Annotated in this window: 25 protein-coding genes; 16 read left to right on the top strand and 9 right to left on the bottom strand. The window is 73.8% G+C overall.

Annotated elements, in window-relative coordinates; genetic code table 11:
- Window positions 1-51: 51 nt before the first annotated feature.
- Window positions 52-1725 (top strand): AMP-binding protein, encoded by a 1674-nt coding sequence (locus IH54_RS0111795; protein ID WP_031515681.1) that lies wholly within the window; start codon window positions 52-54, stop codon window positions 1723-1725.
- 175 nt (window positions 1726-1900) lie between these two features.
- Here IH54_RS0111795 and IH54_RS0111790 read toward each other — a convergent pair whose 3' ends face one another.
- Window positions 1901-2644, bottom strand: a complete 744-nt coding sequence (locus IH54_RS0111790) for a hypothetical protein (RefSeq protein WP_031515679.1) — start codon at window positions 2642-2644, stop codon at window positions 1901-1903.
- Between the two features lie 441 nt (window positions 2645-3085).
- A complete protein-coding gene (locus tag IH54_RS0111785; protein WP_031515676.1) occupies window positions 3086-3838 on the bottom strand; it encodes a hypothetical protein in 753 nt (250 codons plus the stop codon).
- A 118-nt stretch (window positions 3839-3956) separates the two neighbouring features.
- On the opposite strand from IH54_RS0111785, the gene IH54_RS0111780 reads away from it, so the two are divergent.
- From IH54_RS0111780 to IH54_RS0111755, 6 genes are all read left to right on the top strand, one after another.
- Window positions 3957-4208 (top strand): hypothetical protein, encoded by a 252-nt coding sequence (locus tag IH54_RS0111780; protein WP_031515674.1) that lies wholly within the window; start codon window positions 3957-3959, stop codon window positions 4206-4208.
- 59 nt (window positions 4209-4267) lie between these two features.
- On the top strand, window positions 4268-4597 hold the full coding sequence (locus tag IH54_RS0111775) for a helix-turn-helix domain-containing protein (RefSeq protein ID WP_199923372.1): 330 nt from the start codon (window positions 4268-4270) through the stop codon (window positions 4595-4597).
- 70 nt (window positions 4598-4667) lie between these two features.
- Window positions 4668-5180, top strand: coding sequence for a 2-oxo-4-hydroxy-4-carboxy-5-ureidoimidazoline decarboxylase (gene uraD, locus IH54_RS0111770; protein WP_031515670.1), 513 nt, complete (start codon window positions 4668-4670; stop codon window positions 5178-5180).
- A complete protein-coding gene (gene uraH, locus IH54_RS0111765) occupies window positions 5177-5518 on the top strand; it encodes a hydroxyisourate hydrolase (protein ID WP_031515668.1) in 342 nt (113 codons plus the stop codon). Before uraD ends, uraH begins: the two co-directional genes overlap by 4 nt.
- A 4-nt stretch (window positions 5519-5522) precedes the next feature.
- On the top strand, window positions 5523-6422 hold the full coding sequence (pucL, locus tag IH54_RS0111760) for a factor-independent urate hydroxylase (RefSeq protein WP_031515666.1): 900 nt from the start codon (window positions 5523-5525) through the stop codon (window positions 6420-6422).
- Between the two features lie 40 nt (window positions 6423-6462).
- Window positions 6463-7842 (top strand): 8-oxoguanine deaminase, encoded by a 1380-nt coding sequence (locus IH54_RS0111755; protein ID WP_031515664.1) that lies wholly within the window; start codon window positions 6463-6465, stop codon window positions 7840-7842.
- 30 nt (window positions 7843-7872) lie between these two features.
- Here IH54_RS0111755 and aceB read toward each other — a convergent pair whose 3' ends face one another.
- Both aceB and IH54_RS0111745 read right to left on the bottom strand, forming a co-directional pair.
- A complete protein-coding gene (gene aceB, locus IH54_RS0111750) occupies window positions 7873-9504 on the bottom strand; it encodes a malate synthase A (protein WP_031515662.1) in 1632 nt (543 codons plus the stop codon).
- 605 nt (window positions 9505-10109) lie between these two features.
- Window positions 10110-10751 (bottom strand): nucleotidyltransferase family protein, encoded by a 642-nt coding sequence (locus tag IH54_RS0111745; RefSeq protein WP_031515660.1) that lies wholly within the window; start codon window positions 10749-10751, stop codon window positions 10110-10112.
- A 195-nt stretch (window positions 10752-10946) separates the two neighbouring features.
- Here IH54_RS0111745 and IH54_RS47640 point away from each other — a divergent pair, with 195 nt between their 5' ends.
- The gene (locus IH54_RS47640; RefSeq protein WP_052397315.1) at window positions 10947-13037 is read left to right on the top strand and encodes a serine/threonine-protein kinase; all 2091 of its coding nucleotides are present in this window, start codon (window positions 10947-10949) and stop codon (window positions 13035-13037) included.
- A 206-nt stretch (window positions 13038-13243) separates the two neighbouring features.
- Window positions 13244-13519 (top strand): DUF5955 family protein, encoded by a 276-nt coding sequence (locus IH54_RS0111735; RefSeq protein ID WP_234343462.1) that lies wholly within the window; start codon window positions 13244-13246, stop codon window positions 13517-13519.
- Here IH54_RS0111735 and IH54_RS0111730 read toward each other — a convergent pair.
- Window positions 13494-14261: an IclR family transcriptional regulator gene (locus tag IH54_RS0111730; RefSeq protein ID WP_043180544.1), complete on the bottom strand. Its 768-nt coding sequence runs from the start codon at window positions 14259-14261 to the stop codon at window positions 13494-13496. The genes IH54_RS0111735 and IH54_RS0111730 overlap by 26 nt on opposite strands.
- A gap of 221 nt (window positions 14262-14482) precedes the next feature.
- Between IH54_RS0111730 and allB the strand changes: the two genes are divergently transcribed.
- The gene (gene allB / locus IH54_RS0111725; protein WP_052397330.1) at window positions 14483-15862 is read left to right on the top strand and encodes an allantoinase AllB; all 1380 of its coding nucleotides are present in this window, start codon (window positions 14483-14485) and stop codon (window positions 15860-15862) included.
- Between the two features lie 46 nt (window positions 15863-15908).
- Here allB and IH54_RS0111720 read toward each other — a convergent pair whose 3' ends face one another.
- The 4 genes from IH54_RS0111720 to IH54_RS0111705 are packed head-to-tail and all read right to left on the bottom strand — an operon-like array spanning window position 15909 to window position 20514.
- The gene (locus tag IH54_RS0111720; protein WP_031515651.1) at window positions 15909-17264 is read right to left on the bottom strand and encodes a GH1 family beta-glucosidase; all 1356 of its coding nucleotides are present in this window, start codon (window positions 17262-17264) and stop codon (window positions 15909-15911) included.
- 20 nt (window positions 17265-17284) lie between these two features.
- Window positions 17285-18160 (bottom strand): carbohydrate ABC transporter permease, encoded by an 876-nt coding sequence (locus tag IH54_RS0111715; protein ID WP_078862109.1) that lies wholly within the window; start codon window positions 18158-18160, stop codon window positions 17285-17287.
- Window positions 18153-19157: a carbohydrate ABC transporter permease gene (locus tag IH54_RS0111710; RefSeq protein ID WP_031515647.1), complete on the bottom strand. Its 1005-nt coding sequence runs from the start codon at window positions 19155-19157 to the stop codon at window positions 18153-18155. Before IH54_RS0111710 ends, IH54_RS0111715 begins: the two co-directional genes overlap by 8 nt.
- A 16-nt stretch (window positions 19158-19173) precedes the next feature.
- Window positions 19174-20514 carry an ABC transporter substrate-binding protein gene (locus IH54_RS0111705; protein WP_031515646.1) on the bottom strand — a complete coding sequence of 447 codons (1341 nt, stop codon included), beginning with the start codon at window positions 20512-20514 and terminating at the stop codon, window positions 19174-19176.
- Window positions 20515-20662: 148 nt separating this feature from the next.
- On the opposite strand from IH54_RS0111705, the gene IH54_RS0111700 reads away from it, so the two are divergent.
- The 6 genes from IH54_RS0111700 to IH54_RS0111675 all read left to right on the top strand — a co-directional run bounded on the left by IH54_RS0111700 (window position 20663) and on the right by IH54_RS0111675 (window position 26722).
- The gene (locus IH54_RS0111700; protein ID WP_031515645.1) at window positions 20663-21967 is read left to right on the top strand and encodes an ROK family transcriptional regulator; all 1305 of its coding nucleotides are present in this window, start codon (window positions 20663-20665) and stop codon (window positions 21965-21967) included.
- Window positions 21968-22031: 64 nt separating this feature from the next.
- Window positions 22032-22862, top strand: coding sequence for an AIM24 family protein (locus IH54_RS0111695; protein ID WP_031515644.1), 831 nt, complete (start codon window positions 22032-22034; stop codon window positions 22860-22862).
- 286 nt (window positions 22863-23148) lie between these two features.
- Complete coding sequence (locus IH54_RS0111690; protein ID WP_031515643.1) at window positions 23149-23766, top strand: bifunctional 4-hydroxy-2-oxoglutarate aldolase/2-dehydro-3-deoxy-phosphogluconate aldolase; 618 nt, start codon at window positions 23149-23151, stop codon at window positions 23764-23766.
- Between the two features lie 624 nt (window positions 23767-24390).
- Window positions 24391-24798, top strand: a complete 408-nt coding sequence (locus tag IH54_RS0111685) for a GntR family transcriptional regulator (protein ID WP_031515642.1) — start codon at window positions 24391-24393, stop codon at window positions 24796-24798.
- Window positions 24795-25655, top strand: a complete 861-nt coding sequence (locus IH54_RS0111680) for an ABC transporter ATP-binding protein (protein ID WP_031515641.1) — start codon at window positions 24795-24797, stop codon at window positions 25653-25655. The genes IH54_RS0111685 and IH54_RS0111680 overlap by 4 nt, the downstream gene beginning before the upstream one ends.
- A complete protein-coding gene (locus IH54_RS0111675; RefSeq protein WP_052397314.1) occupies window positions 25652-26722 on the top strand; it encodes an ABC transporter permease in 1071 nt (356 codons plus the stop codon). The genes IH54_RS0111680 and IH54_RS0111675 overlap by 4 nt, the downstream gene beginning before the upstream one ends.
- The last annotated feature ends 5 nt before the right edge of the window (window positions 26723-26727 follow it).

Raw genomic sequence — 26727 nt, 5'->3', positions numbered from 1 at the left:
CCACGTCACTCGCGCACGATGCTACCGAGAGCACGTGCACGAGGAGGACACATGGCCGTATCGGACGCGACCGGGGCATTCCGGGCTGCTCGGGACGTCTTGCTGCGGCACCGCGAGGACTACGAGGCGGCCGTGGCGGCCTTCCGATGGCCCGAACTGCCGCAGTTCAACTGGGCGCTCGACTGGTTCGACGTGATCGCCGCGGGCAACGACCGCCCCGCGCTGTGGATCGTGGAGGAGGACGGCACCGAGGCGATGATCTCCTTCCGGGAGATGTCCGACCGCTCCGACCGGGTCGCCTCCTGGCTGCGGGCCCGCGGGGTGCGGGCCGGCGACCGGGTGCTGCTGATGCTCGGCAACCAGGTCGAGCAGTGGGAGTGCGCGCTCGCGCTGATGAAGCTGCGCGCCGTGGTGATCCCGGCGACGCCCCTGCTCGGCCCGGCCGACCTGCGCGACCGCATCGGCCGCGGCGGGGTCCGGCACGCCGTCGTGCGGGCCGCGGACACCGCGAAGTTCGACGGGGTGCCGGGCGACTACACCCGGATCGCGGTGGGCGGCGCGGCCGGTCCCTGGCTTGCGTACGAGGAGGCGTACGCGGTCCCGCCCGGCTTCACCCCGGACGGGCCGACGGCCGGGTCGGACCCGCTGCTGCTGTACTTCACGTCCGGCACCACCGCGCAGCCCAAGCTCGTCGAGCACACCCACGTCTCGTACCCGGCCGGGCATCTGGCCACGATGTACTGGATCGGGCTGCGGCCGGGCGACGTGCACCTCAACATCTCCTCGCCGGGCTGGGCCAAGCACGCCTGGTCGAGCCTGTTCGCGCCGTGGAACGCCGAGGCCACGGTCTTCGTGCACAACTACACGCGCTTCGACCCGGCCCGGCTGATGGCCGAGATGGAGCGCTGCGGGGTGACGAGCTTCTGCGCGCCGCCCACGGTGTGGCGGATGCTCATCCAGGCCGATCTGAGCCTGCTCGCGACCCCGCCGCGGGAGGCCGTCGCCGCGGGCGAGCCGCTCAACCCCGAGGTGATCGAGCACGTGCGGCGGCTGTGGGGCGTGCTGATCCGCGACGGCTTCGGCCAGACCGAGACCGCCGTGCAGGTCGCCAACACCCCGGGGCAGCTGGTCAAGGCCGGTTCGATGGGCCGCCCCACGCCCGGCTACACGGTCGCGCTGGTCGACCCGGTGACGGGCGAGCCCGGCGACGAGGGCGAGATCTGCCTCGACCTGAGCGACCGCCCGGTGGGCCTGATGACGGGCTACGCGGGCGACCCCGGGCGCACCGCGCAGGCCATGGGCGGCGGCTACTACCGCACGGGGGACATCGGCCGCCGGGACACGGACGGCTACATCACGTACATCGGCCGCTCCGACGACGTCTTCAAGTCCAGCGACTACAAGATCAGCCCGTTCGAGCTGGAGAGCGCGCTGCTGGAGCACGAGGCGGTCGCGGAGGCCGCGGTGGTGCCCGCCCCGGACGAGCTGCGGCTGTCGGTCCCCAAGGCGTACGTGGTGCTCGCCGAGGGCTGGGAGCCGGACGGCGCGACCGCCGAGGCGATCTTCGCGCACTCCCGCTCGGTGCTGGCCCCGTACAAGCGCATCCGACGGCTGGAGTTCGCGCCGCTGCCGAAGACGGTGTCCGGCAAGATCCGCCGGATCGAGCTGCGGGAGGCGACGATGCGCGACGGCAGCGCCGAATTCCGCGAGGAGGACTTCCGCTGACGGCGGCGGCCGCCGGGCCGCCGCTCCGTTCGACGGTGCGGGGAGGGGCGCAGTCACACGTGACGGTGTCCACCGGTCCGGCGGATCGCGGGTGCGCCGGGCCCGGCCGAGCGAGCCGAGGGAGGCCTGGGCGGGCTCGCCCTGACGGCCGGGTCCCGGGGCGGGGCGTGCGCCTTCAGGCCGGGCCGGGCGCCGGGCCGGACTGGATGAGCGCGTCGGCCGCCGGGTTGACCGGCTGCGGCGTCCCCGTGAGGTCCATGACGAACAGCGGCACACCCAACTGGTCCGCGCGCAGCCGCCCTTCGTGCGTGTAGCCGGCCAGCGAGAAGAACGCGCCGACCGCGTCCTCGTTGGCGCAGTTGAGCCACAGGCACTCGACGTCGCGCACCGCGGTCGGCTGGGTGCTGGGGTCGACCTGGGCGACCAGGCCCCGGCCGCGCAGGTCGATGCCGTTGGCCGTACGGTCGCCCGCGAGCCGCACGTCGGCGAAGCCGAGCCACTTCAGGTACTGGGCCGCGGCCGTGAGCGCGTCCCGCCCGGTGCGGATGGTGACCGGCCGGAAGGGCGGCCGGGAGGTGGTCGGCGGCGGTACGGTGCCGGCCGGCGCGGGCGCGCTGCCGCCGGGGGAGTGCAGCGGGCCGGGCGATCCGGCGGCCTCGGCGTCGACCGGGAGCCGGATCAGCGCGCCGCAGGAGCAGCCGAGTTCGGGCGTCGGCCACTGGCCGGTGCGCCCGCAGCCGGGGCAGCGAAGCCGTACCCACGACTCGTCCCACGAGCGGTGCAGGACCTCGACCGGGGGACCGCCGCGCAGCACCGGCAGGCACAGGGGCGCCCCGCACGGGCAGGGGTAGGTCGGCGCCGTGTACGTATGGTCACGGCGGCAGGCCGGGCAGCGCACCGGCACGCTCTCCGCTGCCATGGCGGTCACCACTTCCGATCGGTGTCGTCACCCCCATAGTGCAGGAATTCCCGCCTCCGGGTGAGCGGTTGACGGGACTGAGGGTCGACCGTGCGGAACGCTGCGTCACCGGCCCCGACCGCCGGACGCTCCGCCGCCGCCCGTCCCGCCCGTGCCCGTGCCCGCACCCGCGGGCGAGGAATTGGGCGCGGAAAGTACTTCCTCTTAATTGCCGGGGACTCGGCGATACCGCGGGTAAAGCCGCCGCAGCCCTCGCGACCTGCGGTACAGCTGGCCGCATTGCTGCCGAATGCGAATTCGGTGGGCCCGGGGGAATTCCTGCAGCGTGTCATCCGGCCCGCCCCGGGCGACGGTGGGCGCGGCAAGTCCTGTTGTCGCAGGCCAGGAGTGCCTGCATGTTTTTGACCAGCCGTCGGCAGCCCACCCCGCGAAAACGCGAGGCTAGAGCGCGTGCCGCACCCACACGTTGGGCTCGACGTAGACGGCGTGGCCGTTCGCCGTGTCGCAGTGGACGGGGGACAGCGCGCCCGGCACGACCACCTCGCCGTCGTGGTCGAAGGGCAGGCCCGTCCATGTGCGCCACTGGGCGAGCGAGCCGCTGACGGTCATGGACGCCGGGGCGACCTTCTCCACGGTGCCGCCCGCCTTGACGTGGACGCGCAGCCAGGGGTCCTCGGGCAGGCCGTCCTCGCGCGTGCGGCGGACGTACTCGGCCAGCGGGACGCGCGGGTGCAGGTGCTTGCCGTTGGGGCGGACGGGTGCCAGCAGCGAGCGGTGGCCCTGCCGGGCGACGGCCCGCCGCATCGCGTCGAGCATCCGGTAGGACAGGCCGCGGCCCAGGTAGTCCTGGTCGAGGGTGATCTCCAGCGCGCTGGCGGCAGTGGTGGGCGTGCCGGTGGCGCGGTCCCGCACCGCCCAGCCCAGCACGCGGTCCCAGCCCTGGTCGGGCAGTTCCTCGCGGCCGTCGAGCTCGGCGTTGAAGGGCACGCTCAGGCCGCGGGCCACGACGCGGTCGCCGTCCGTCGCCACGACGCAGTAGTCCGGGAAGTCGTGCACCACACGGCCCAGCAGCGATCCGGCCAGCAGGTCGTGTCCGGTGAAGACCGGCCAGGTGTCGGCGATCTCGTAGACGCGGGCGGCCAGGTGCGGGCGGTCGGCTATCCGGGTGACGGTAAGGGAATCGGTGTCGTTCACACCGTCGATCCTGCCAGGCCCGCGCGGGCGGCCGAACCCGCCTCCACCACGGGGAAGCCGCTGCCGTACGGCGTCGCGTAGGGTCTCGCCCGGACACCGCCGACGGAGGAGGGGACCGGTGCGACTGAGGCTGGAGTTCACGACCGAGCCGTTCGACCTGGACGTACCGCCGCGGCACGCCGTGGTCGCGCGGGAGGTGGTGGAGGGCGGGACGCTGGAGGGGGTGGAGGTCGGGCCGTTCGGCAACACCGCCGAGGGGGCGGCCGACGAGGTGGTCGCGGCCGTCGCCGAATTGCTGCACCGTACCCTCGCCGCCGGGGCCACCCGAATATCGCTCCAGGTCAGCGCGCTGCCGGACGGTGGGGCGTGACCGGCGCGGAAGGGCCGGAGCACCCCTTCGCGCGGGCCGTCAGACCGCTCGTGGACGCGATGGGCGGCGAGCTGCTCGCCCCGGCGGCCGCGCGGGCCGACGATGTCGTGCTGAGCTGGGAGGGCGCGCCCGTCGTCGCCGTACGGCTGCCGCACCTCGCGGACTCCCTCGACCACCTGCTCGCCGACCTGCGCCGCCGCCACGGGCGCCCGCTCGCCGAGCTGGGCCGCAAGGAGAAGCAGCAGGTCGTGCGGCAGTTGGAGGAGCGCGGCGCGTTCGTCGTCCGGCACGGTGTGGAGACCGTCGCCGCGGCCCTCGGCGTCAGCCGCTTCACCGTCTACAACTACCTCAACCGGGAGGGCGCGGCGCCGCCCGCCGAGGGGCCGTGAGAGGGAGCCGTAACGGGAAGTTTTCAACAAAATGTTGACGCCCCTTCACGGCGGCTCCTAGCGTGCCCGTGTGACCTCCCGCACCCCGCCGGGGCTCTCCCGGCTCAACCAGGCCGACGCGGCCACCGCCGTGTCGCTGCTGCGCGAGGTGTGCGCGAGCACCACGTGGTGCGAGCGGATGGCCGCCGGGCGGCCGTACGCGCACACCGACGAGCTGCTCGCGGCGAGCGACGCGGCCATGTCCCGGCTGACCGCCGCCGACCTGCACGAGGCGATGGCCGCGCACCCGCCGATCGGGCGGCCCGCGCCCGGCGACGCCGCCTCGGCCCGCGAGCAGTCGGGCGTGGCCGCGGAGGAGCGCGCCGAACTGCTGGAGCTGGGCGAGGCCTACCGGCGCGCGCACGGCCACGTCTTCCTGATCTGCGCCACCGGTGCGTCGGGCGAGCGGATACGGGCGGAGCTGCGCGCGCGTACCGGCAACGACACCGCCACCGAGCGCGAGATCGTCCGCACCGAACTGGGGAAGATCAACCGCATCAGACTCGGCAGGCTCGCGGGCACCCCGCAGGAGGACGCACCATGACCGACCGGGAGATCTCCGTCTCCACCCATGTCCTGGACACCGCCGCGGGCCGCCCGGCCGCGGACGTGCCCGTCACGCTCTCGGCCCGCGCGGGCTCCGACGCCCCCTGGACGGAGCTGGGCACCGCCGCGACCGGCCCGGACGGCCGCTGCACGGGCCTTCCCGCACTGCCCCCGGGCACCACGCACGCCCGGCTCGCCTTCGACACCGCCTCCCGCGCGCCCGGGGCCGCCTTCTTCCCCGAGGTCGCGGTGGCCTTCGCCGTCAGCCCGGACGAGCACTACCACGTACCGCTGCTGCTCAGCCCGTTCGGCTACTCCGTATACCGAGGGAGCTAGCGAGATGACCACGACGCTCGGCCAGACCCAGTACGGCAAGGCGGAGACGCGCGTCGTGCGCGTCACCCGCGACGGCGCCACCCACCACCTGAAGGACCTCAACGTCTCGGTCGCGCTGTCCGGCGCGATGGAGGCCGTCCACCTGTCCGGCTCCAACGCCGCCGTGCTGCCCACCGACACCATGAAGAACACCGTGATGGCCTTCGCCAAGAAGTACGGCATCGCCTCCGCCGAGGACTTCGGGCTGCTGCTGGCCCGGCACTTCGTCACCGCGCAGACGTCCATCCACCACGCCCGGATACGCATCGAGGAATACGCCTGGGAGCGCGCTCCGGGTGGCTCCGGCCACTCCTTCGTGCGCCGCGGCGGCGAGGTGCGCACCGCCGAGGTCGCCTTCGACGGCGAGCGGTGCCAGGTCGTGGCCGGGGTCACCGGGCTGGTGGTGCTCAACTCCACCGACTCGGAGTTCTGGGGCTTCGCCCGCGACCCCTACACGACACTCCCCGAGACCCGCGACCGCATCCTCGCCACCGAGGTCGACGCCCGCTGGCGCTACGCCTGGGACGGCACGGACGGCACGGACACCCCGGCCCCCGGGTGGGACGACGCCTGGGCCCGCGCCCGCGGCGACCTGCTCGCGGCCTTCGAGGGCACGTACTCGTACTCGCTCCAGCAGACGCTGTACGCGATGGGCTCCCGGGTCGTCGAGGGCAGCACGGCGGACGCCGCGGTCGACGAGGTGCGGCTCTCGCTGCCGAACAGGCACCACTTCCTCGCCGACCTCGCGCCCTTCGGCCTGGCCAACGAGGACGAGGTGTACTTCGCCGCCGACCGCCCCTACGGGCTCATCGAGGGCACGGTGCTGCGGGACGGCGCCGAGGCCCGCCTCCCGGTCACCGGCTGACCGGCCCGCACAACGCCACGTACGACGGAAGAGGACACCCATGCCCGCAGCAGAGCGCATCGTCATCGAGAACTGCGCCGTCGCCACCGTGGACGCCGCGGACACCGAGTACGCCGCGGGCCATGTCGTCGTCGCGGACGGCGTGATCGAGGCGGTCGGCGCGGGACCCGCCCCCGCCGATCCGGTCGCGGGCGCGGCCCGCCGCATCGACGGCAGCGGGCACCTCGTGACCCCGGGCCTGGTCAACACCCACCACCACTTCTACCAGTGGCTCACCCGCGGCATGGCCCAGGACAGCAACCTCTTCGACTGGCTCGTCGAGCTGTACCCGGTGTGGGCGCGGATCGACGAGGACATCGTCCACGCGGGCGCCGCCGGGTCGCTCGCGATGATGGCCCGCGGCGGCGTGACCACCGCGATGGACCACCACTACGTCTTCCCGCGCGGCACCGGCGACCTGCTCGGCGCGGAGATCCGCGCCGCCGCCGAGACCGGCGTGCGCTTCACCGCCGCGCGCGGCTCCATGGACCGCGGCACGAGCGACGGCGGCCTCCCGCCGGATTTCGCCGTGGAGTCCACGGACGCGGCGCTGAAGGCCACCGAGGCCGCGATCGACGCCCACCACGACCCGTCGTTCGGCTCGATGCTGCACGTCGCCGTGGCCCCCTGCTCACCCTTCTCGGTGTCGACCCGGCTGATGACCGAGGCCGCGGAACTGGCCCGCCGCAAGGGCGTACGGCTGCACACGCACGGCAGCGAGACGGTGCAGGAGGAGGAGTTCTGCCACGAGCTGTTCGGCATGGGCCCCACCGACTACTTCGAGTCCACCGGCTGGCTCGGCGCGGACGTGTGGATGGCGCACTGCGTGCACATGAACGACGCCGACATCGCCGCCTTCGCGCGCACCGGCACCGGTGTCGCGCACTGCCCCTCCTCCAACGCCCGGCTCGCCGCCGGGATCGCACGGGTGCCCGCGATGCTCGCCGCCGGGGTGCCGGTCGGCCTCGGCGTGGACGGCACCGCCTCCAACGAGTCCGGCGAGCTGCACACCGAACTGCGCAACGCCCTGCTGGTGGCCAGGCTCGGCGCGGGCGAGAAGGCCCTCACCGCCCGTCAGGCGCTGCGGCTCGCCACCTACGGCGGGGCCCAGGTGCTGGGCCGGGCCGCCGAGATCGGCTCGCTGGAGCCCGGCAAGCTCGCCGACCTGGTGCTGTGGAAGCTGGACGGGCTCGGCCACGCCTCGATCGCCGACCCGGTGGCCGCGCTCGTGCTGGGCCCGCCCGCGCCCGTCACGCTGTCCCTCGTGGGCGGCGAACCCGTCGTCGAGCAGGGCAGGCTGACCCGGGTCGACGAGGAGCAGGTCGCCCGGCTGACCCGCGCGCAGGCCCGCCGTCTCGCCGAACGGGCGGGCCTGGCGTAGGAGTTCGCCCGGCTCAGGGGGCCGGGCGGCTCAGTCCGCGAGCTGCCGGTAGGCGGGCAGCGTCAGGAACTCGACGTAGTCGCGGTCCAGCGCGAGGCGCAGCAGCAGCTCGTGCGCCTCCTCCCAGCGGCCCGCGGCGAAGGCGTCCTCGCCCAGGTCCGCGCGGATCGCCGCGAGGTCGTCGGCGGCGACCTCGCGCACCAGGTCCGGGGTCACCTTCTGCCCGTCGTCCAGCACCACACCGGCGTTGACCCACTGCCAGATCTGCGAGCGGGAGATCTCGGCGGTGGCCGCGTCCTCCATCAGGTTGAAGATCGCGACCGCGCCCGTGCCGCGCAGCCACGCCTCGATGTAGCGCACGCCCACCTGCACCGCGTTGTGCAGGCCCGCGGCGGTCGGGCGGGCGTCCAGCGAGGCGACGTCGATGAGCTGTGCGGCGGTCACGTTCACGTCCTCGCGCAGCCGGTCCTTCTGGTGCGGGCGGTCGCCGAGCACCGCGTCGAAGGACGCGCGGGCGATCGGCACCAGGTCGGGGTGGGCGACCCACGAGCCGTCGAAGCCGTCGGCGGCCTCCCGGTCCTTGTCCGCCCTGACCTTCTCGAACGCCGTCGCGTTGACCTCCGGGTCGCGCCGCGAGGGGATGAAGGCGGCCATGCCGCCGATCGCGTGCGCGCCGCGCTTGTGGCAGGTGCGCACCAGCAGCTCGGTGTAGGCGCGCATGAAGGGCGCGGTCATGGTGACCGCGGCCCGGTCCGGCAGCACGAAGCGGGCGCCGCCGTCGCGGAAGTTCTTCACGATCGAGAAGAGGTAGTCCCAGCGGCCCGCGTTGAGGCCGGAGGCGTGGTCGCGCAGCTCGTAGAGGATCTCCTCCATCTCGTACGCCGCGGTGATCGTCTCGATCAGGACGGTGGCGCGGACCGTGCCGTACGGGATGCCGAGCGCGTCCTGCGCGTAGGTGAACACGTCGTTCCACAGCCGGGCTTCGAGGTGCGACTCGGTCTTGGGCAGGTAGAAGTACGGGCCCTTGCCGAGGTCGAGGAGCCGCCGCGCGTTGTGGAAGAAGTACAGCCCGAAGTCGACGAGCGCGCCCGGCACCGGCTCGCCGTCCACGGTCAGGTGCCGCTCGTCCAGATGCCAGCCGCGCGGCCGCACCACCACGGTGGCCAGCTCGGCGGCCGGGCGCAGCGCGTACGTCCTGCCCTCGGGGGTGGTGAAGTCGATGCGCCGCTCGTAGGCGTCGGTCAGGTTGAGCTGGCCGCCGATGACGTTGGTCCAGGTCGGCGCCGAGGCGTCCTCGAAGTCGGCGAGCCAGATACGGGCGCCGGAGTTGAGCGCGTTGACCGTCATCTTGCGGTCGGTGGGCCCGGTGATCTCGACCCGGCGGTCCTCCAGCGCGGGCGGCGCGGGCGCCACCCGCCAGCTCTCGTCGGCGCGGACGTGCGCGGTCTCCGGCAGGAAGTCGAGCGTCGCGGTACGGGCGATCTCCGCGCGGCGGGCGGCGCGCAGCGCCAGCAGCTCGGCGCGCCGCGCGGCGAAGCGGCGGTGCAGCTCGGCGAGGAACTCCAGCGCCGCGGGCGTCAGCACCTCCTCCTGGCGCGGCACGGTGTGCCCGGCGGTCCCGGTGACGACGGCGGCTGCGGGCGGCGGTGTCGGTGCGGACATGCGGTCGGTTCCTCCTGGACTGGGCCGGTGGGCGCGGCGGTTGGCGGGCGCCGGGAGACCGGTGTCGGGTGGATCTTCTGCATGGCGAAGCATAGTTTTCGCACTGCGGAAGCTCAATGCCATCCGCCGGGGGCGCGGCGCGGCGCCGCGCGGCGGACGGTGTGGTCCGGCGGCCCTGCGCCGCCGGGGGCGCGATGCGGTCCGGCCGGGGCCGGCGTGGCGGGTACCTGCCTCCGTCCGGCGGCGGTTCGGCTGCACGGCGGGGGCCGGCGCCGCCGGAGGTGGGCCCCGACGCGGTCCGGTGGGGCTCGGCGCTGTCCGGCGAGGGGTGGGTGGCGCTCCGGCCGGGGTGTGCGGTCCGGCGTGGGTTGCCGCCGGGCCAGGCGCGGGGCTTGTGCTGACTCGCTGGACGGCTCGGCGGCGTCCGCGGCGAGGGTTTCCGCTCGGTGGGACCCGACGCGGTCCGGTGGGGCTCGGCGCTGTCCGGCGAGGGGTGGGTGGCGCTCCGGCCGGGGTGTGCGGTCCGGCGTGGGTTGCCGCCCGGCCAGGCGCGGGGCCGGGCTCGTGGCGTCCCGCCGGACGGCTCGGCGGTGTGCTGGAGGGGCTCAGCCCGCGTCCGTGCCGAGCCCGGGGGGTTCCAGCAGGCGCAGGTCGGCGGGGGAGTCGATGTCCGCGGGGGTCGCGATGTCCGCGCAGTCGACCAGCAGCGTCTGCCCGGCGTGCTCGCGCAGGTACGCCCGTGCGCCGCTGTCGCCTGCCGCGCTCGCCGCGACCCCGGCCCAGCGGGCCGCGCCGATCAGTACCGGATGGCCGCGGCGCTCCCCGTACACCGCGGACACCAGCGCCGACAGCAGGTCGTCGCCCGCGCGGGCGGCGGCCGCCACGCGGGCCACGGCCGCCGCGCCCACGCCCGGCTGGTCGACCAGGGTGACGACCACCGCGGCGGGACGCGGCCGGGCCGCCGTGAGCGAGGCCAGGCCCGCGCGCAGCGACGTGCTCATGCCGTCCGCCCAGTGCGGGTTGTCCACCACGACGCAGCCCGGGAGCCGCGCCTCGGCCCGTACCCGCTCCGCGCCCGCGCCCAGCACCACGTGCACCGGCCCGCAGCCGCCCGCCCGCAGCGCCTCGGCCGCGTGCTCGGCCAGCGGCCGCCCGCGGTGGGCCAGCAGCGCCTTCGGACGGCCGCCGAGCCGCCGCCCGCCACCGGCCGCGAGCAGCAGGCCGGCCACCTCGCCGTGAGAGTCCATGGCTTCTGCATACCGCGCCCGGCGTGCATCGGAACGGGTTCCGGCCGCCCCCGTGGCTTCCGGTATCGTCTGGCCACGGGCCGGGAGGGGCGGCACCCGCGTCGGTGCCCGCGCCGCACGGCCCGGCCGGCGCCCGCGGCACCCCCGCACCCGCGCCGGCGGGCTTGTCCGCGTAGGCCCGAGGAACGGGGACTGATGGGCGCTCAGCACACCGGGGGTCACGCCGCCCCCGGGTACCCCGGCCACCCGGGGCCGCTGTATCAGCCGCTCGCGCCGGACGATCCGGCGGCGATCGGCGGGCACCGCGTCGCCGCGCGGCTCGGCGTCGGCTCGCTCGGCCCCGTCTACCTCGCGTACGCGCCCGCGGGCCACCCCGTCGCCCTCACCGCCGTCCGGCCCGAACTCGCCGCCCGTGCCGGCTTCGCCGCCGCCTTCGAGCACGACGTCCAGGCCGTACGCCGGGTGAGCGGCCCCTACACGGTGCCGGTGCTCGGCAGCGGGCACGACGGCACGCGCTACTGGCTCGCCGCCGGCTACGTCCCCGCGCTCACGCTGCACGCCGCCGTCAGCGACACCGGGCGGCCGCTGCCCGTGCCGACGGTGCTGCGGCTGGTCGCCGGGGTCGCGGAGGCGCTGCGCGCGGTCCACCACGCGGGCGTCGTGCACGCCGGACTCGGCCCCGGCACGGTGCTGCTCGCCGCGGACGGGCCGCGCGTCACCGGTTACGGCGTGACGCGCGCCGCCGCCGACGCGCCCGGCATCCCCGCCTTCTCCTCACCGGAGCAGGCCGCGGACAAGGCGCCCGTGCCCGCCACCGACGTCTTCGCGCTCGGCCAGCTCGCCGCCTATGCCGCGATCGGGACCGCGCCCTTCGACCCGGACACCGGCCGCAAGCTCGCCGAGGAGCCCGACCTCAACGAACTCCCCGGCGAGCTACGGGAGATCGTGACCCGCTGCCTCATCAAGGACCCCGCGCTGCGGCCCTCGCCCGCGCAGGTCGTCGCGATGTGCGCGCAGGCCGGCCACGGCCGTCGCCCCGACCCCTGGCTCCCCGTCCCCCTCCAGACCCTCCTGACCCTCCCCCCGCCGCTCCCGCCTCTCCCACCGCCGGGCACATGGCCGACGGTTCCGTCACCGGCGCCGCCGCCCGCGGCCACGGGGGGAGCGCCTGCGGACCCGGGTGCCGTGCCGGGCGCCCCGGGCGCGGCGTCCGCGTCCGCGCCGCAGCCGCCGAACGCGGGCTCGCCGGCCGCGCCGTTTCCGCCGGGTGCGACGCCCGCGGGCGGGGTGGCTGTGCCGCCGGGGGGGCCGAACGCGGGCTCGCCGGCCGCGCCGTTTCCGCCGGGTGCGACGCCCGCGGGCGGGGTTGCCGTGCCGCCGCAGCCGGTTGTGCCGCCGGGGGCGACTCCCGCCGGGGGTACGCCGGTGCCTCCCGCGCCGCCGGGTGCCGTACCGCCGGCTCCCGTACCGCCGCAGCAGCCCGTACCCGTGCACGCCGGGGCGACGCCCGCCGCGGGTACGGTCGTCCTGCCGCCGACGCACTCCGCTCCCGTACCGCCGCCCCCGGCAGCTCCCCTGCCGCCGCAGCCGCCCGCGCCGCCGGGGGCGACACCCGCCCACGGGGTGCCGGTGTTCGTCCCGCCGCCCGCGGGGCACACCGCGCCCGTACCGGCCGGGAAGCGGCGCGGTGGCGGGCCCGCGGTGTGGATCGCGCTCGCGGCCGCCGTCGCGGGCGGGGTGATCGTGGCGGGCCGCTTCGGCAAGGACGGTTCCGCGGACCACTCGTCCGCGTCCGCGGTGCCGCACTCCACCGCCCCCTCGCAGGCGCCCGGCGGCGGAGCGCCGAGCCCCAGCCCCAGCCCGAGCCCGACCGGCGACGCCCCCGCACCGGGCGGCGGCGGGCAGCGGGACTACCTCGCGGTCACGCTGCACGCGGGCCAGGCACTGGATCTCACCGCCGATCCGCTGCGCCTCCAGGAGGGCGCGGACACCGGCACGTTCGGCTACGACGGCACCGGCGACGCCCTGGTCGCCGCGCCCTCCCGGAGCTCCCTCGTACTGCTCGCCCCGCAGGAGGCCGGCACGCGCGAGCGGTGCAGCGCCGCGCAGGGCGACACGCGGGTCCAGGTGCTCCCGCGGGCCGGGCTCGTCCAGGAGGCGCGGCTGTGCGTGGTCGGCACGGACGGCACCGTCGCCCTGGTGACCGTCAGGAGCCTGTCCCCGGCGGCCGGCCCGGACGGGTACGCGACCCTCGACCTCTCGGTGTGGCCCGCGCAGCGACTTTGACGCATCTTTCGCCGACCGTGTGGCGCAATTGCGCGGCAGGGCGTTTACTGATCGCCCCCAGTACCCGAGAGGCGGAATCGGTGGGGCAAGAGGTGCGCACGAGGCAGGGGCGGATGTTTGTGGGGGAGACGCGTGTGGTCAATGGAGACCGCAGCGAAGGTCCCGTACGGCCGGCGGCCGGCGGTGACGTGTCGTTACGTGCCGCGGTGATCCGCCTTGAGCGGGAAGTCGCGGAATACCACCGTTTCTTACCCGATCGGGCGGTTGCCGAGGAGGAGCTGGCCGAATTGGAGCGGCAGGCCGGAGGCGGCGCCCCGGCGCCCGAGCAATTGCGCCAGTCGCTCCTGCTGATCGCGGCGGCCCTCGGTTCGGTGAGCGCGCTCGCCGCCCCGGTGGCGGCGCTGCGCGAGGCGGTGGAGCGGGAGCTGAACCGGCAGCCGCCGCAGCCCGTCCCCGTCAGGCCGCGCCGCCCGCACCGCTGAGCGCTGCCGCGAGCCCGCGCGCCGCGGCGTGCAGGACGGGCACGATCTTCTCCGTCACCGCGTCCGTGACGCGCGCCGCCGGGCCCGAGACGGAAATTGCGGCGGGCGCCGGCGAATCCGGCACGCTCACCGCGAGGCACCGTACCCCGGTCTCCTGCTCGCCGTCGTCGACCGCGTAGCCGGCGGCCCGGACGCGCTCCAGTTCGGCGAGGAAGGCCTCGGGCTCGGTGAGCGTGCGATCGGTCGCCGCGGGCATGCCGGTACGCGCCAGCAGCGCGCGCACGTCCGCCGCGGGCAGACCGGCGAGCAGTGCCTTGCCGACACCCGTGGAGTGCGGCAGCACCCGCCGTCCGACCTCGGTGAACATCCGCATCGAGTGCCGCGAGGGCACCTGCGCGACGTAGACGACCTCGTCGCCGTCCAGCAGCGCCATGTTGGCGGTCTCGCCGGTCGCCTCGACCAGCTCGGCCAGGTACGGCCGGGCCCAGGTGCCGAGCAGCCGCGCGGACGTCTCGCCGAGCCGGATGAGCCGCGGCCCGAGCGCGTAGCGGCGGTTGGGCTGCCGCCGGACGTAACCCCCGGCGAGCAGGGTGCGCATCAGCCGGTGGATGGTCGGCAGCGGCAGCCCGCTCACGGCGGACAGCTCGCTCAGGCCGAGTTCGCCGCCCGCGTCTGCCAGCCGCTCCAGCAGGCCGAAGGCCCGTTCGAGGGACTGGACACCTCCGGTGCGCTCCGCAGGCACGTGCGGTCCCCTCTGGTCGTCGCCGGCGGTGCGGCCGGTCGTGGAAGGCGGTTTTCGCTGTGCGGAATCCTATCGCCCTTGACGCCTGGGCCGGGGGCTCTCCACCATGTCCGTCAGCAGCGTCGACAGGGTCGTTGGCGAAGTTGTCCCCGCCCCGCCCCCAACTCGCCCCCGGAGGCAGCCCGTTGGACGCCGAGCACGCCGACAACGCCGAGTACGCCCTGCGCACCCGGCACGCCGCGGGCCCCGCCCCCGACCTGGTGCTGCGCTCCACCCGCGTCGTCACCCCCGAGGGTGAGCGCCCCGCGGCCGTGGCCGTACGCGCCGGGGTCGTCGCCGCGGTGTTCGCGCACGACGCGCCCCTGCCGCCAGGCGTGCCCGTCCACGACCTCGGGACGGACGTGCTGCTGCCGGGCCTGGTCGACACCCATGTGCACATCAACGACCCCGGCCGCAGCGAGTGGGAGGGCTTCGCGACGGCCACCGCCGCCGCCGTCGCGGGCGGTGTCACGACGCTCGTCGACATGCCCCTCAACAGCATTCCGCCCACCACGACGACCGCCAACCTTGAGGTCAAACGCGCCGCCGCACGCGGCCGGCTGCACGCGGACGTCGGCTTCTGGGGCGGTGCCGTACCCGGCAACACCGCCGACCTGCGGCCGCTGCACGACGCGGGCGCCTTCGGCTTCAAGTGCTTCCTGCTGCCCTCGGGCGTCGACGAATTCCCGCCGCTGTCCCCGGCGGAGCTGTCCGCCGCGCTGGCCGAGATCGCCGGCTTCGGGGGGCTGCTGATCGTGCACGCCGAGGACCCCGCGGTGATCGACGGCGCCCCGCAGCGACCGGGCCCGCACTACGCCGACTTCCTCGCCTCCCGGCCGCCCGCCGCCGAGGAGCGCGCGGTCGAGGGCCTGGTGGAGCTGGCCGCGCGGCTCGGCGCCCGCGTGCACGTCCTGCACCTGTCGTCGGCCTCCGCGCTGCCGCTGATCGCCGCGGCGCAGCGTGCCGGAGTGCCGGTGAGCGCCGAGACGTGCCCGCACTTCCTGACCCTGACGGCCGAGGAAGTCCCGGACGGGGCAACGGAGTTCAAGTGCTGCCCGCCGATCAGGGAGGCCGCCAACCAGGACGCGCTGTGGGCCGCGCTCGCCGACGGCACGATCGGCAGCGTCGTCTCCGACCACTCGCCCTGCACGCTCGCCCTCAAACGCCGCGACACCGGCGACTTCGCCGAGGCCTGGGGCGGCATCTCCTCGCTCCAGCTGGGCCTGTCCGCGGTGTGGACCGAGGCGCGGCGCCGCGGCCACACCCTCGGCGACGTCGCCCGCTGGATGGCGCAGGGGCCCGCGGCGCTCGCCGGGCTCGCCGCCAAGGGCGCGATCGCGCCCGGCCGGGACGCCGACTTCGCGGTGCTCGACCCGGACGCCGCCTTCACCGTCGACCCCGGCCGGCTGCACCACCGCAACCCCGTCACCGCCTACGCGGGCCGCACCCTGCACGGCGTGGTGCGCGAGACCTGGCTGCGCGGCCGCCGCGTCGCCTCCGGCGGCGCCCCGGCCGGGCCCCCGGCCGGTCGGCTGCTGGCCAGGGAACCCGAAAAGGGGTGACGCACCGGCGGGACCGGTGACGCCACCCCTCGCGGGCCGGGCCGGGTCAGGCGGCGCGGCGCGCCTTGCGGTGGTGCGCCGCGATGATCTCGGCGTACCGGCGTCCGCTGCCCTTGACGGTGCGCTTCTGGGTGGTGTAGTCGACGTGGACGAGGCCGAAGCGCTTGTCGTAGCCGTAGGCCCACTCGAAGTTGTCCAGCAGCGACCAGGCGTAGTAGCCGGCCAGCGGCACCCCGCGGCGGACCGCGCGGGCGCAGGCCGCGAGGTGCTCCTCCAGGTACTGCGTGCGCTCGGGGTCGTCGACCTGGCCGTCGGCGCCGACCGTGTCGCGGTAGGCCGAGCCGTTCTCGGTGACGAAGACCTTCCGGGCGCCGTACTCCTCGTGCAGCCGGACCAGCAGCTGCTCCAGGCCGTCCGCGTTGACCTCCCAGTCCATCGCGGTGCGGCGCACGCCCGGCAGGTACACGGCCTTGGCGTGCGGCGCGGGTCCGGTCGGGTCGTCCGCGATGACGTTGCGGAAGTAGTAGTTCAGGCCCAGCCAGTCCAGCGGAGCCGCGATGGACTCCAGGTCGCCGTCCTTGACCGGCAGCTCGACCCCGTAGTGCTCGACCATGTCCTGCGGGTAGCCGCGGCCGTGGATCGGGTCGAGCCACCAGCGGTTGGTGTGGCCGTCGGCCCGGCGCGCCGCCGCGACGTCGGCCTCCCGGTCGGTGGCCGGCTCGCACGGGCTGAGGTTGTTGACGATGCCGACCTGGACGTCGGAGTACGCCGCCCGCAGCGCCTGCACGGCAAGGCCGTGCCCGACGTGCAGGTGGTACGACGCGCGCACCGCTGCGGTCAGGTCCGTCCACCCGGGGGCCATGTTGCCCTCCAGGTGGCCGATCCAGGCCGAGCACAGCGGCTCGTTGAGCGTCGCCCAGTTCTTGACGCGGTCGCCCAGCGCCTGCGCGACCACGGCCGCGTAGTCGCCGAAGCGTTCGGCCGTGTCGCGCTCGGGCCAGCCGCCCCGGTCCTGCTGGGCCTGCGGGAGGTCCCAGTGGTAGAGGGTGGCGTTGGGGGTGATGCCCGCTTCCAGCAGGTCGTCGACCAGCTTGTCGTAGAAGGCGAGACCGGCCGCGTTGACCTCGCCGGAGCCCTGCGGGACGACGCGGGGCCAGGCGATGGAGAAGCGGTAGGCGTCCAGGCCGAGGGTCTTCATGAGCCCGATGTCCTCGGCCGTGCGGTGGTAGTGGTCGCAGGCGACGTCGCCGGTGTCGCCGCCGTCGACCTTGCCGGGGGTATGGGAGAAGGTGTCCCAGATGGACGGGGCCCGGCCGTCCTCGTCCGCGGCGCCTTCGATCTGGTACGCGGCGGTGGCCGCGCCCCAGACGAAATCGGCGGGAAGAGCGCTCAGGTCGTTCACAAGCTGCCTTTCGGGAAGGGTCACTTGACCGCGCCGGCGGTGAGCCCGGCGACCAAGTAACGCTGGAGGAGCAGGAATCCGGCGACCACCGGCACGCTCACCACGATGGAGGCGGCCATGACCTGGTTCCAGTACACGTCGTTCTGGGTGGCGTACTCGCGCAGGCCGACCGCCAGCGTCCTGGTGGACTGGTTGGTCATGACCGACGCGAAGAGCACCTCACCCCAGGCCGTCATGAACGCGTACACGCTCACGGCGACGATGCCCGGCACGGCGGCCGGCACGACGACCTGGAACAGCGCACGGATCGGGCCGCAGCCGTCGACCTTCGCGGCCTCGTCGAGGTCGCGCGGGATCGAGTCGAAGTAGCCGGCCAGCATCCAGATGGAGAAGGGCAGCGAGAAGGTGAGGTAGGTGATGATGAGGCCGAGCCGGCTGCCGTTGAGCGTGATTCCCGTCGTGTTGCCGATGTTGACGAAGATCAGGTACAGCGGCAGCAGGAAGAGGATGCCCGGGAACATCTGGGTGGCCAGCACGGACACCGTGAAGACCTTGCGGCCCGCGAAGCGGTAGCGGCTCACCGCGTACGCCGCGAAGATCGCCAGCAGCACCGAGAAGGCGGTGGCGCTCACGCACACGATCAGCGAGTTCACGAAGTAGTGCGCGAGCGGGATGGTCTTCCAGATGTCCACGTACGGCTTGACGGTCAGGCTGTGCGGTATCCACTTGAAGGAGCCCTGCACGTCCTGGAGGTTCTTCAGGGACGAGCTGAGCATCACGTACACGGGGACGAGCACGAAGGCCAGCAGGAGCGTCAGCACGATCCGCCGGGTCCACAGGAAGGACTTCGGCTGCGCCATCGGGGACGGCTGCTCGGAGAACCGGGACCTAGACATCGTTCTCGCTCCTTCCCCTGGATGTGACCAGCAGGTAGATCGCGGTCACCACGAGCAGGAAGAGCAGCAGGAGCACCGACATGGCCGAGCCCGAGCCGAAGTTCCAGTTGATGAATGACGACTGGTAGATGTGGATGGATATCAGGTCGGCCTGGTGCGGCGGGTTCTGACCGAACATCACGAACGGCGTGTTGAAGTCGTTGAACGTCCACAGGAACAGCACCAGCACGATCACCTGGTTGACCGGCCGCAGGGCCGGCATGGTGATCTTGCGGATCTGCTGCCAGACGCCGGCGCCGTCCATGGCGGCGGCCTCGTACAGCTCGCGCGGGATGTTCTGCAGACCGGCCATCAGTGCCAGGAAGGCGAACGGCCAGGACTTCCACACCGATACGATCACCATCGACCAGAAGGCGTTGTCGCCCAGCAGCCAGAAGGACTTGCTGGAGGTGACGTGCAGCTGGTCGTGCAGGACGTGGTTCACCAGACCGGTGTCGTGCTGGAACATGAAGGCCCAGGTGATCAGCGCCGCGTACGCCGGGAGCGCGTACGGCACCAGGAAGATCGTGCGGATCAGGCCGCGGCCGCGGAACTTGTCCTGGAGCAGGATCGCGGCGGCGACACCGAGCAGCCAGGACAGCGCGACCGACAGCAGTGTGTAGGAGAGCGTCACCCAGAACGAGTGCAGCAGCTCCTGGCCGATCGGCTGGTGGATCTTGACCGCGGCCTTGTAGTTGTCGAAGCCGGACCAGGGGGCCCTGTCCCAGTGGTGGATGTAGAACAGGGTGAGGTTCTTGAAGCTGATGAGGATGCCGAAGACCATCGGCACGATGTGGATCAGCAGCTCGACCAGGATGGCGGGGAGCAGGATCAGGTACGGGAGTCCGCCGCGGCGGATGCGTTCGACGACACGCGGCCGCAGCCGGCCGCCGGCAGCGGATTTCCCGCTGTCGGGGCCGGCTTCGGGCACGCGCCTCGGGGGGGCGGTGGCAGTCATGGAGGAGGGCCGATCCTTACGACGTCGGCATCTGCTGCTGCGCGTGCTGCAGCGCGGCCTTGACGGAGTCGTCCGTGACGGGCTTGCCGGCGGCGGCGTCGGCGAACAGGCCCTTGACGGCGGGGCCGACGAGGTTCTCGAACTGGCTCTCGTTGGCGACCTGCGGCAGCGGGGCGGCGGACTTCTGCAGCACCTGGCCCAGGACCTTCAGGTCCGGGGTCTGGAAGGCCGGGTCGCTCTGCGCCTCGATGACCGGCGGGATCGACGCGTACTTGGTGTTGAGCACCTTCTGCTCGTCGGTGCTGGTCATGAACTTCACGAAGGCCTCGGCGGCCTCCTTGTGCTTGGTGTCCTGGAAGATGGCGATGTTGATGCCCGCCACCATCGAGGTCACGCCCGCGTCGCCGGTGGCGCCCGCGGTCTGCGTCGGAACCGGCACCACGCCGTACTCGTCGGGCTTCATGCCGTGCGAGGCGATGCTCGCGGCGGCCGTCTGCCACATCATCATCGCGGCCTTGCCGGTCGCGAAGTCGGTGATCGTCTGGTTCTGGTCGTACTCGGCGTCGCCCTTGGCCGCGACCTTGTTGGCCGCGATGAAGTCGATGTACTGCTTGACGGCGGCGACCTGCTGCGGGCCCGTGAAGGTCGGGTTGCCCTTGTCGTCGAACCAGCTCGCACCGCGCTGCTTGGCGAGCACGAAGATGTGGTGGATGTTCTCGGCGGCGTTCGCGCCCTCGACCGCCAGGCCGTACTTGCCGCCGGTGGTGAGCTTGGTGGCGTCCGCGACCAACTCGTCCCACGTGGCGGGCGGGTTCTGGATGCCGGCCGCGGCGAACATCTTCTTGTTGTAGTACAGGCCGTACGCCATCGAGTAGATCGGCACGGCGGCCGGGTCCTTGCCCGCGGCACCCGCGGAGGCGATGGCCGCAGGCGAGAACCTGTCCTTGCCGCCGATGGTCTGGAAGGCGGCGTCGTCCCACGGCATGAGGGCACCGGTGGCCTGGAGGGAGGCCGACCAGGTGTTGCCGATGTTGAGCACGTCCGGACCCTGGCCGGAAGTGGCGGCCGCCAGGATGCGGTTGAGCAGGTCGGCCCAGCCGATGACCTCGACGTTGACCTTGATGCCGGTCTGCTGGGTGAACTTGGCCGTCTCGGTGGCCAGGGTCTTCTTGTCGGCGTCGATGCTGGTGCCCTGGTTGCTGGCCCAGTAGGTGATCGTCTGGCCCTTCGGGCTGCCGCCCGAGGACTTGCTGCCGCCGCTGTCGTCGTCGCCGCCACCGCAGGCGGCGAGCGTGAGACCCAGCGCGGCCACGAGGGCGGTGGCCGCGACGAGTCTGCTGGAGGTGCTGGTGCGCATAACGGTTCCCTCTCAGGGGTGGGATCGCTTCAGGAAGTGAACAGCGCCTGTGCCTTATTTCAGGCCGTGATTTAACTTGTGAGAAAAGGTGGCGTCAAGACCTTGTGCAGCGATAGATTCACGCCGGACCCCCCGGGAGGGAGACTCGATGGCTGAGCGAGGCAAGCGCACCGTGCGTGACCTGCGGCGCGGCAACCGTGCATCGCTTCTGCGTCATTTGTATTTCGAAGGTCCCCTGAGCCGGCAGGAGCTGGGCCGCGACACCGGGCTCAGCGCCGGGTCGATCAGCAACGTCGTCGGAGAGTTGATCGCCGACGGCATGGTCGAGGAGGCCGGGGCCGTCGAGTCCGACGGCGGGCGCCCGCGGATGCTGCTCCAGGTCGCCCCGGGCTACGGCTACGTGGTCGGCGTGGACGTCGGCGAGACCCGGGTCCGGGTCGAGCTCTTCGACCTCGCGCTGACCGAACGGGCCGCCGCCGACCTGCCGCTGTCCGACAGCGGGCACGACGTCGACCACGTCGTGAGCCTCGCACTCCAGGGCATCGCCGGGGTCGTCCGGGAGGCCGGGATCGACGACAGCGAGGTGCTCGGCGTCGGCGTCGGCGTGCCCGGCATCGTCGCCCACAACGCCGCCCCCGACGCCCCGCCCGGCGACGGCGCGGGCATCGTCGTGCACGGACAGACCATCGGCTGGGACGCGGTCCCGCTCGGCCGGCTGCTGCGGGCCGGCACCACGCTGCCGCTCTTCATCGACAACGGCGCCAAGACCCTCGGCCAGGCCGAGATGTGGTTCGGCGCCGGACGCGGCTCGGACAACGTGGTGATCGCCCTCATCGGCTCCGGCGTCGGCGCCTGCGTCGTCACCGACGGCAAGCCCTACCACGGCGCCAGCAGCAGCGCGGGGGAGTGGGGCCACACCACCCTGCGGGTCGGCGGGCGCACGTGCCGCTGCGGTTCGCGCGGCTGCCTGGAGGCCTACGTCGGCGCCGAGGCGCTGCTCGGCCGCTGGCCCGCCGCGCCGAAGGGCGTCAGCGAGGAGACCGCGCTCGCCGCGCTGCTCGCCGCCGCCGACACCGACCCCGAGGCCGAGGCGCTGCTCGCCGAGGCCGCGGAGTACCTGGGCGCGGGCATCGCCGACCTGATCAACCTCTTCAACCCGCAGCGCATCGTGCTCGGCGGCTGGGCCGGGCTCATGCTCGGCCCGCGCATCCTGCCCACCGTCCGGGAGGTCGCCGCCGCGTACGCGCTGCGCCACCCCTGCGCCCAGACCTCCATCGAGCTGGGCCGGCTCGGCACCGACGCCGTCACCGTCGGCGCCGCGACCCTGCCGCTCGCCCGTTTCCTGGACACCGGCGGAGAGCGTACGGTACGGCTGCCGGCCCCGGGCGACGACGAGCGGGCCGGCGACGCGGCCCTTCCGGCGCGGAACCGGATCGCCCGGGCGGTACGTTGACGGGAGGGCGCGAACCGTACCGGTTTCGCCCCTTTCGGCATCGTTCGTTTCAAGGAGTCCTGCGGTGACGCTCCAGCAGCAGATCGTCGGCAACGCCATGCAGATGGCCGTCTGCACCCTCAACCCGGGGCAGACGGTCTACTGCGAGGCCGGGAAGTTCCTCTTCAAGACCGCGAACGTCTCCATGGAGACGCGGCTCGGCGGCCAGCCCCGCGGCGGGGCGGGCGCCGCCGGTGGCGCCGGTGGCGGTGGGGGCGGTGGGGGCATGGGCGGCCTCCTGCGGCAGGCCATGGGCACCGCGATGCAGGTCGGCCAGCGCGCGCTGGCCGGTGAGTCGCTCGCCTTCCAGTACTTCACCGCCTCCGGCGGGGAGGGCACGGTCGGCTTCGCCGGGGTGCTGCCCGGCGAGATGCGCGCCCTGGAGCTGTCCGGCTCGCGCGCCTGGTTCGCCGAGAAGGACGCCTTCGTGGCCGCCGAGGACACCGTCCAGTTCGGCATCGCCTTCGTCGGCGGGCGGCAGGGCATGAGCGGCGGCGAGGGCTTCGTCCTGGAGAAGTTCACCGGCCACGGCACCGTCATCATCGCCGGCGCCGGCAACTTCATCGACCTCAACCCCGCCGACTTCGGCGGCCGCATCGAGGTCGACACCGGCTGCATCGTCGCCTTCGAGGAAGGCATCCAGTACGGCATCCAGCGCATCGGCGGCCTCAACCGGCAGGGCATCATGAACGCCGTCTTCGGCGGCGAGGGCCTGTCGCTCGCCACCCTGGAGGGCAACGGCCGGGTCATCCTCCAGTCCATGACCATCGAGGGCCTCGCCAACGCGCTCAAGAAGGCGCAGGGCGGTGACAAGCAGGGGCCCACGGGCGGGCTGTTCTCCACCCACGCGGGGTGAGATCCGCTCGGGCGGGGGTTTGCGTCCGGGTGGGGTTTGCGTTCGGGTGGTGGGGTCCGGTTCGGTTCCGGCGGGGTGGTGGGGTCCGGTGGGGGCGGGCCCGTGTCCGCCGGGCCCGCGCGCCGCGCAGGCGGATGCTTGCCCCGCTCGTGTCACGGTGCGGTGACAGCTGCCGGAACGTCCGGCGGACGCGCCCTGCCGTGCGGGTAGCGTTCTGATCGCGCTCTCCGTATCCCGCGCACCCGCACCACCGTGCAGCACCGCTAGGGAAGGACCGAGATCCTCCGTGTACCGCTGGGAGACCACCCGGGCCGCGCTCGCACAACGGGTCTTCGCCACCATCCGCACCGAGACGTACGACCAGGCCGCCGTCACCGCTGACACCCTGCTGTCCGCCGGGCTCACGACCCTGGAGATCTCCCTCACCACGCCCTTCGCGCTCGAAGTGGTCACCACGCTCGTGCGGGAGGTCGGCGACGACGCGATCGTCGGGGCGGGGACGGTGCTGGACGAGGTGGCCGCGCGGCTCGCGATCGAGGCGGGGGCGCGGTTTCTGCTCGCGCCGAACCTGGACGAGGGTGTGCTGCGCGCCGGGCACCGCTACGGGGTGCCCGTCTTTCCCGGCGTCGCCACCCCGGGCGAGGCGGTGCGCGCGCTCGAGCTGGGCGCCGACGCGCTGACCGTCTACCCCGCGGTGTCGCTCACGCCTGCGTGGGTGGCGGAGGTGCGGGCGGTGCTTCCGCAGGCGCCGCTCGTTCCGATCGGCGGGATCACGCTGGCGGCGGCGCCCGAATGGATCGCGGCGGGCGCGGTGGCGGTGGGCCTCGGCTCCGCGCTGACGTCCGGCGACCGGCTGACGGTGAGCAAGCGGTTGGCTGAGCTCTTGGACCGGCTCGCGGCGTAGCCCCCCCGGGGGTGTTGTGGTTTGTCGTGCGACCTTGCGCCGGTGGGGGCTGGTCGCGCCCACGCGGCGCCGGCCGCACATCAGATGCTGCCTCGCGCCGCTGTTTCCCACCGGGGTGCCGCGTTCTGCTGTCGTGGGATCGTCCCTCGGCGGGTGGTTGCTCGCGCCGTTCTCCCCCAGAGCTTTGCCTGGGAGGTGCCCCCACTCGCCCCTGGTGTGCCCGGCGGGGCATCGCGCACTCCGTGCGGGGGTGGGGTCGGGGGCCACTCCGGGGGTACCTCCTCGGAATGCGCGTTCGCCCTCTTCCGTGTTCGGTGAGGGGCTGGGAGGCGCATTCCTGCGGGGGCACCCCCGGATCGTCCCCCTCCCGAGGTTGCGTTGGCGGCTGCCCGCCGGTGGGGGTGAGTGTGCGGGGGACTGCGGTTCGCCCCCGACGGCGAATGGGCCCCACGGGAAGACCGTCAGTCGACGTCCTACCTGCACGGGTGGTGGGGGTGGGAAACACCCCGCGCCGCCAGGCGCGGGCACCCCTCCCCGGCGGGAGGCTGAAGCTCTTGCCGTGATGGTGGGCTAGTGTTCTACTTGACCAGAACAATTAGCCCCTGGCCCTCCGCGAGGAGAAAAGTGATCGACCTCCATGTCGACCGGACGAGCACCGTCCCGGCGTACGCCCAGCTCGTGACGCAGGTCCGCGAGGCACTGCGGATGGGAGTGCTGAGGCCGGGCGACCAGTTGCCCACCGTCCGCAGTGTGGTCACCGCCTGCACGGTGAACCCGAGCACCGTCCTGAAGGCGTACCGGGAGCTGGAGCTCTCGGGTCTGGTGGAGGCCCGCCAGGGGGCGGGGACGTTCGTGAGCGGCGAGCTCGGCGCAGCCGACCCGCATGCGATGGCGCGGCTGCGGGCGAGCTTCGCGCGCTGGGCGGGGCAGGCACGTGAGGCGGGGCTGGAGCCGGAGGACGTGCGGGCCCTGATCGCCTCGGTGCTGGCCGAAGAGGCGCGTACGGCGGGGAAGGAGGGCGGGGTCGCATGACGTACGCCGTGGAGGCCGAGGGCCTGGGCAAGCGCTACCGAAGGGCCGAGGCCCTGCGCGACTGCTCGTTCCGGCTCCCCGCCGGGGGCGTCATCGCCCTGGTGGGGGCGAACGGCGCGGGCAAGTCCACCCTCATGAGCATCGTCAGCGGGCTCCTCCCGGCGACGGCGGGCGACGTACGGGTGTACGGGCGGCCCGTGGGGGAGGGTGCCGCACGGGTGGCGATCCTGGCCCAGGACAAGCCGCTCTACCGGGATTTCAGCCCCGCGGACATGCTGCGTTTCGGGCGGGCCACCAACTGGGTGTGGGACCAGGGGCGGGCCGTGGCCTGGCTGGAGCGCTTCGCGGTGCCGGTGGACCGCCCGTGCGGGAAGCTCTCGGGCGGGCAGCGGGCCCAGGTCGCGCTGGCGGTGGCGCTGGGCTCGCGGCCCGCGCTGCTGCTGCTGGACGAGCCGTTGTCGAGCCTGGACCCGGTGGCGCGCGCCGAGGTGACCGGCGAGCTGATGGGGGAGGTGGCGGACACCGGTATGACGGTGATGCTGTCGACCCACATCGTGGCCGAACTCGCGGGCGTCGGCGACCACCTGCTGCTGCTCGCGGCGGGCCGTCCCGTGCTGACCGGCGACATCGAGGACCTGCTGGCCCGGCACGTGCGGCTGAGCGGGCCGCGCGCGGAGCGGCCGCCGGGGCCCGGGAGGGTGGTCGCCGCGCGGCACACGGCGCGGCAGTCGGTGTTCACCGTCCGGGAGGAGGCGGGCGTGCGGCCCGCGGTGGTCGCGCCCGGGTGGACCTCACGGCCGCTGTCGCTGGAGGACCTCGTCCTGACGTATCTCAAGACCCCGGAGGCCGTGGCATGAGCGTGGCACTGGAGCCCGCCGTGGCCGTGGAAGCCCATCGCGGGCGGGGGTTCTCCGGCCTGCTGTGGCTGACCTGGCGCCAGCACCGCTGGGCGCTGGTGTGCGCCCTGGGCCTCACCGTCGTCCTGGCCGGCTGGCTGGCCTGGCTCGGACACGAGATGACGGTGTACTTCCACCAGTGCCACGACCGCCCGTGCCTGTCCGGCACCCCGCAGGACGCGGCGCTGTCGTCCCAGACCGGGCCCTTCCGCGTCGCGGACCACATCCTGCAGTTCGTGGAGTACGAGCCGCTGCTGATCGCCGTCTTCCTCGGGGTGCCGCTGCTGGCGCGCGAGCACGAGCAGCGCACGCTGCTGCTGGCCTGGAGCCAGGACGTCTCCCCGCAGCGCTGGCTGTGGACGAAGACCGCCCTGCTGGGCGGCTGCACGGCGGTGTGCACGGCGGCGATATCGCTGGCCGCCGACCATGTCGCGCGGGTCATGAGCGACGTGACCGGCGACGGCCTCTTCGAGGGCGACACCTTCCTGGACTCCGGCATGCTGCCGCTCGCGCTGGGGGTGGCGATGTTCGCGGTGGGGGTCGCCCTCGGCGCCGCGATCCGCCGGGTGCTGCCCGCGGCGCTGGTCGCGGTGGCCTTCTTCGTCGGCCTGTTCGTGCTGGTCAGCTACCGCTACCCGTACCTGATGGCGCCCCTGTCACGGCTTCGGTCCCTCCCGGACGGCACGCACGACCCGGGCCCGGCCGGCGGCCCGAACGCGCTGCGGATCAAGGCCGGCATCACGATCTCGCCGGAGCGGGTCGGCAATCTGTACGACGCGGCCGGGCGGCCCCTCGACGCCGCGGGCCTGGACCGGTTGTGCCCCTTCGCAGGCCCGGACGCCATGGCCCCCACGCGGCTGCCGTCCTGCATGGCCGGCCACCACCTGCTGACCCGGCTCGTCTACCAGCCCGCCGACCGCATCGGCAGCTTCCACGCGATCCTGGCCGCCGGCTACGCGGGCCTCGGCGTGCTCGCGCTCGCGGCGGTGTGGCTGACCGTCCGGCGTACGAGCCTGACCGCGGGCTGAGACGG

Source organism: Streptomyces sp. NRRL F-5123, from assembly GCF_000721495.1.
Classification (GTDB): domain Bacteria; phylum Actinomycetota; class Actinomycetes; order Streptomycetales; family Streptomycetaceae; genus Actinacidiphila.
Note: the sequence above shows the minus strand (reverse complement) of the source record. Positions and strands in the feature narration are given on the sequence as shown.

Bases quoted from the DNA above. Each gene is read 5' to 3' on its own strand.
- IH54_RS0111795 (WP_031515681.1), top strand. From the start codon at position 52: ATGGCCGTATCGGACGCGACCGGGGCATTCCGGGCTGCTCGGGACGTC.
- IH54_RS0111790 (WP_031515679.1), bottom strand. From the start codon at position 2,644: ATGGCAGCGGAGAGCGTGCCGGTGCGCTGCCCGGCCTGCCGCCGTGAC.
- IH54_RS0111775 (WP_199923372.1), top strand. From the start codon at position 4,268: ATGGGCGGCGAGCTGCTCGCCCCGGCGGCCGCGCGGGCCGACGATGTC.
- uraH (WP_031515668.1), top strand. From the start codon at position 5,177: ATGACCGACCGGGAGATCTCCGTCTCCACCCATGTCCTGGACACCGCC.
- pucL (WP_031515666.1), top strand. From the start codon at position 5,523: ATGACCACGACGCTCGGCCAGACCCAGTACGGCAAGGCGGAGACGCGC.
- IH54_RS0111755 (WP_031515664.1), top strand. From the start codon at position 6,463: ATGCCCGCAGCAGAGCGCATCGTCATCGAGAACTGCGCCGTCGCCACC.
- aceB (WP_031515662.1), bottom strand. From the start codon at position 9,504: ATGTCCGCACCGACACCGCCGCCCGCAGCCGCCGTCGTCACCGGGACC.
- IH54_RS0111745 (WP_031515660.1), bottom strand. From the start codon at position 10,751: ATGGACTCTCACGGCGAGGTGGCCGGCCTGCTGCTCGCGGCCGGTGGC.
- IH54_RS47640 (WP_052397315.1), top strand. From the start codon at position 10,947: ATGGGCGCTCAGCACACCGGGGGTCACGCCGCCCCCGGGTACCCCGGC.
- IH54_RS0111715 (WP_078862109.1), bottom strand. From the start codon at position 18,160: ATGTCTAGGTCCCGGTTCTCCGAGCAGCCGTCCCCGATGGCGCAGCCG.
- IH54_RS0111710 (WP_031515647.1), bottom strand. From the start codon at position 19,157: ATGACTGCCACCGCCCCCCCGAGGCGCGTGCCCGAAGCCGGCCCCGAC.
- IH54_RS0111705 (WP_031515646.1), bottom strand. From the start codon at position 20,514: ATGCGCACCAGCACCTCCAGCAGACTCGTCGCGGCCACCGCCCTCGTG.
- IH54_RS0111700 (WP_031515645.1), top strand. From the start codon at position 20,663: ATGGCTGAGCGAGGCAAGCGCACCGTGCGTGACCTGCGGCGCGGCAAC.
- IH54_RS0111680 (WP_031515641.1), top strand. From the start codon at position 24,795: ATGACGTACGCCGTGGAGGCCGAGGGCCTGGGCAAGCGCTACCGAAGG.
- IH54_RS0111675 (WP_052397314.1), top strand. From the start codon at position 25,652: ATGAGCGTGGCACTGGAGCCCGCCGTGGCCGTGGAAGCCCATCGCGGG.